The sequence below is a fragment of the Polaromonas sp. P1_E3 genome (assembly GCF_056405935.1).
In genome coordinates, this window is sequence record NZ_JBFUBD010000260.1 from 1 (window position 1) to 3,901 (window position 3,901).

6 protein-coding genes are annotated in these 3,901 nt (G+C 61.3%); 1 reads left to right on the top strand and 5 read right to left on the bottom strand.

Going from position 1 to position 3,901, the window contains the following annotated elements; genetic code table 11:
* Positions 1-266 precede the first annotated feature (266 nt).
* The gene (locus AC1D0Z_RS17265) at positions 267-833 is read left to right on the top strand and encodes a VTT domain-containing protein (protein ID WP_477659445.1); all 567 of its coding nucleotides are present in this window, start codon (positions 267-269) and stop codon (positions 831-833) included.
* A 2-nt stretch (positions 834-835) separates the two neighbouring features.
* On the opposite strand, the gene AC1D0Z_RS17270 is transcribed toward AC1D0Z_RS17265, so the two are convergent.
* From AC1D0Z_RS17270 to AC1D0Z_RS17290, 5 genes are all read right to left on the bottom strand, one after another.
* Positions 836-1,252: a hypothetical protein gene (locus AC1D0Z_RS17270; RefSeq protein ID WP_477659446.1), complete on the bottom strand. Its 417-nt coding sequence runs from the start codon at positions 1,250-1,252 to the stop codon at positions 836-838.
* Positions 1,253-1,255: 3 nt separating this feature from the next.
* A complete protein-coding gene (locus AC1D0Z_RS17275) occupies positions 1,256-1,783 on the bottom strand; it encodes an O-acetyl-ADP-ribose deacetylase (RefSeq protein WP_477659447.1) in 528 nt (175 codons plus the stop codon).
* A gap of 69 nt (positions 1,784-1,852) precedes the next feature.
* The gene (locus AC1D0Z_RS17280; protein ID WP_477659448.1) at positions 1,853-2,584 is read right to left on the bottom strand and encodes an amino acid ABC transporter ATP-binding protein; all 732 of its coding nucleotides are present in this window, start codon (positions 2,582-2,584) and stop codon (positions 1,853-1,855) included.
* A complete protein-coding gene (locus tag AC1D0Z_RS17285) occupies positions 2,562-3,329 on the bottom strand; it encodes an amino acid ABC transporter permease (RefSeq protein WP_477659449.1) in 768 nt (255 codons plus the stop codon). Before AC1D0Z_RS17285 ends, AC1D0Z_RS17280 begins: the two co-directional genes overlap by 23 nt.
* A gap of 18 nt (positions 3,330-3,347) precedes the next feature.
* A partial coding sequence (locus AC1D0Z_RS17290) for a transporter substrate-binding domain-containing protein (RefSeq protein ID WP_477659450.1) occupies positions 3,348-3,901 on the bottom strand: 554 nt, incomplete at its 5' end.

Genomic DNA, 3,901 nt, shown 5'->3' on the forward strand with positions numbered 1-3,901 from the left:
CAACCAGCCGGGGTGGATGATCTGACGGGACGTGTTCATGAAATGCTCCTCTTGCGCTGGCCGCAACGCCCGGTTTTCCTGTGGATGGCCGGGATTTCCGCCGCAGTCTTGCTGCGTGTTGCTGTTTGGTCGGGGGAGGGCAGCGCTTCTTACAGACTTTCTGGAATTTATTTGCAAAGCCCAAGCCCTGCCTGCGGGGGACGGGGCTTGCCGGGGTGCCGCCTAGAATTAGCGGGTGTTTTTGCCCAAACCGCCATCAAACGCCTATGCACCGCTATAAACGACTGATCGCCGTGGTCGCTTTCCTGGGCCTTTTGCTGGCGGTGTTCCAGCTTTCGGGTTTGCGCGACAACTTCAGTCTGGTTTTTTTGCACCAGAAATTCCTGGACAACGAAGCCAGCGGGTTGCTGATTTTTATCGCGCTGTTTGCGCTGGGCAACCYGATCCAGATTCCCGGCTGGATATTCCTGGCGGCCGCGGTACTGGCGCTGGGCGAAGTGTGGGGAGGCTTGGCAACGTACCTCGCGGCCGTGATCTCATGCGCCTTCACCTTCTGGCTGATTCGCCTGATGGGCGGGGACGCTTTGCGGCAGATCAAGGGGCGTTGGGCTCAACGCATGCTGGCCCAGCTCGACGCGCGGCCGGTGGTGAGCGTCGTGGTGCTGCGCGTGCTGCTGCAGACCGTGCCGGCATTGAATTACGCCCTGGCAATGTCGGGGGTGAAGTTTCGCGACTACCTGGTGGGCACGCTGCTGGGCCTGCCGCTGCCGATTGCGCTGTACTGCGTGTTTTTTGATTACCTGGCGCGGGTGTTGAAGGTGCCAGGGTACTGAACTCAAACGGGGGTGGCTGCCATGCGGGAAATGAAGGTCAGGGCAATGGTTGCCGTAAAAGAGAAAGAAAAAACCAGCCCATAGGTCATGAGGGCGAGCAAGGCTCCGCCTTTCAATTCAAGGGGTACGCCTGCCTTTGTCCTGGCTCGCGAGCCTAGCCACCATGCACCCAGACCCAGCTGCGCTGCCAGGCCGGTGGCAAGGTCCACAAGGGATTGGCGTACGGGGTCTGAGCCTGCACTCAGCGACCTGACACCGGTACCGACGGCGAACAGAACGATGAACAGGACAACACCAAAAATGAGGGCATGTTTCCAGTCCAGTTGCGTATGGCGATAAAGCCAGGCCGCCAGTTTGACGCAGACAACATACGAAAAAATGGTGAACGCAATCGGGACAAGACCGGGAAGTTCTGGCATGCGTCAATCTCCGCGGCCAAGGGTCTTGCCCAACACTTGCTCATAAACCGCAAGGTCTTCCACCGAAAAGCAGCAGAACACCACTTCCGCCAAGGATGAGGGTTGCTGCAAGGACTTGCGCACGCTGGCCACCGCGACCTGGGCAGCCAACTCAATTGGGTAGCCGTAGATGCCGGTGCTGATGCTGGGGAAGGCTATCGACGTGACGCCTTTGGCTGCCGCGATTTCCATGGCGCGTCTGTAGCAGGAGGCCAGCAACTCAGGCTCGCCGTTGTTGCCGCCGCGCCAGACCGGGCCCACCGTGTGGATGATGAACTTTGCCGGTAGCCGATAGCCTTTGGTTGCCTTGGCTTCACCGGTTTTACAGCCACCCAGCAGGCGGCATTCGTGGACCAGTTCTGGCCCCGCAGCGCGGTGGATGGCGCCGTCGACACCGCCGCCGCCGAGCAGCGATGAATTGGCTGCGTTGACGATGGCGTCAAGCTGCAGCTTTGTGATGTCGGCCTGGATGGCCCGGAGGGTTGCTGGCATGGCGACCTCTCTGGATGGCTGAACCTTGCTGGGAGAAGCGCGTGCCCGCAGCGACGGGCGCGCACTGCCTCACAACACCTTGCTCAAAAAGCGCTGGGTGCGCTCTTCCCTGGGGTTGTCAAAGATCTCCGCCGGTGAGCCTTCCTCGATCACCAGGCCTTCGTCGATGAACATCACGCGGTCGGCCACCTGGCGGGCAAAACCCATTTCGTGGGTGACGACCACCATGGTCATGCCTTCCTCGGCCAGGGACTGCATGACGGCCAGCACTTCGCCGACCATTTCGGGGTCGAGCGCGGAAGTGGGTTCGTCGAACAACATGATGCGCGGCTGCATCGCCAGCGCGCGGGCRATCGCCACGCGCTGCTGCTGCCCGCCGGAGAGCTGGTTGGGGTAGGCGTCGATCTTGTCGAGCAGCCCGACCTTGACCAGCAGCTCGCTGGCGCGGTTGCGCGCCTCAAGTGCCGTCAGCTTGCGCACCTTGGTGGGCGCCAGCGTGATGTTTTCCAGCACGGTCTTGTGCGGGAACAAATTGAAGCGCTGGAACACCATGCCGATTTCCGAGCGCAGGGCATCGACGTCGGTCTTGGGTTCATGCACCGAGACGCCGTGCACCAGCACCTCTCCGCCGCTGGCGTCTTCCAGGCCGTTCAGGCAGCGCAAAAAAGTGCTTTTACCCGAGCCGGAAGGGCCGATGACGCAGACGACTTCGGTGGCCTTGATGGCGCAGTCGATGCCGCGCAACACGGGGGTGTGACCAAACTGCTTGGTCAGCCGTTTAACGCGAATCACCTCGTCCATAACGAGCCTCCAGTTTCTTGACAAGGTAAGCCAGGCCCAGCGTCAGTACCCAGTACATGACGGAGATGGTGAGGTAGGGTTCCCAATAGCGCGAATAGGCGCCGGCGACGGTGCGTGCGGCGTAGGCCAGCTCCGCAAGGCCAATGGCCGAAATCAGCGACGAGTCTTTCAGCAGCGAAATCGCGTTGTTGCCCAGCGGCGGCAGCATGCGCCGGAAGGCCTGCGGCAGCACGATGTGGTACATGGTGCGTGGAAACGACATGCCGAGCGAGCGTGAGGCTTCCACCTGGCCCTTGTCGATGGACTGGATGCCGGCGCGGAAGATCTCGGAGATGTAGGCGCCGGCATTGAGCGTGAGTGCCACGATGCCGGAGAGGAAGGCGCCGTAGTTCTGCTTGATGTCGCGGGCCGTCTCACCCGAGATGATCAGGCCGTCAGTCGGGTTGATGAACAGCGGCAACACGGCGAAGTGGATCAGCAGGATCTGCACGAACAGCGGTGTGCCGCGGAAAAAGCTGACGTAAACGGTTGCGGGCCAGCGCAGCGCGTATTTGCAGATTGCACGCGCGGGCGAATGGCGCGATTCCGCCACACGCGCCATGCCGACCGCCAGGCCCAGCAGGGTGCCTTGCACGATGCAGATCAGCGTCACCATGATGGTCATCTGCAGGCCGCGCCAGAACAGCACGCTGTACTCGGCAATGATGTCGGCGCGGAACCAGCCGAACCAGAGGACATGTTCCATAAGGAGGTGTCCTGGTGTTTACTGTGCGGGCAACGCGGGAGCGTCGGCCTGGAACCACTTTTTGTAGATCTGGGCGTAGCTGCCGTCAGCCTTGACGGCGGCCAGGCCTGCGTTGAGTTTGTCCTGCAAGGCCTTGTTGCCCTGTTTCACGACGATGCCGAAGTATTCCTTGGGAAAGCTCGCGTCGCTGACGGTCTTGAGCTGTTTGTGTTCCTGGGCGCGAAAGGCGATCACGCCGTTGTCGCCGATGGCCGCGTCCAGGCCGTTGTTGGCCAGTTCGGAAATAACCACCGGGGTACTCTCAAAACGGCGGATGTCGGGGTTGGTCTTGCCGAATTCGCGCGAAGCCATGTCGTCGCCGGTGCTGCCGGTGACCACGCCGATCTTTTTGCCGGCCAGGTCTTTCAGGCTTTTGGCGGTGCTGTTGCTGTGAACGGCGATCAGCTGGCGCGCCTCGAAATAGGGCGCGGTGAAGTCGTAGGACTGCTTGCGCTTGTCGTTGATGGTGACGCCCGAGATGACGAGGTCCACATCACCATTGTTGAGGGCGGCAAAGATGCCTGTCCATGGGG

Excerpts from the sequence above, each read along its gene's own strand:
- AC1D0Z_RS17270 (WP_477659446.1), bottom strand. The coding sequence starts at position 1,252 with ATGCCAGAACTTCCCGGTCTTGTCCCGATTGCGTTCACCATTTTTTCG.
- AC1D0Z_RS17275 (WP_477659447.1), bottom strand. The coding sequence starts at position 1,783 with ATGCCAGCAACCCTCCGGGCCATCCAGGCCGACATCACAAAGCTGCAG.
- AC1D0Z_RS17285 (WP_477659449.1), bottom strand. The coding sequence starts at position 3,329 with ATGGAACATGTCCTCTGGTTCGGCTGGTTCCGCGCCGACATCATTGCC.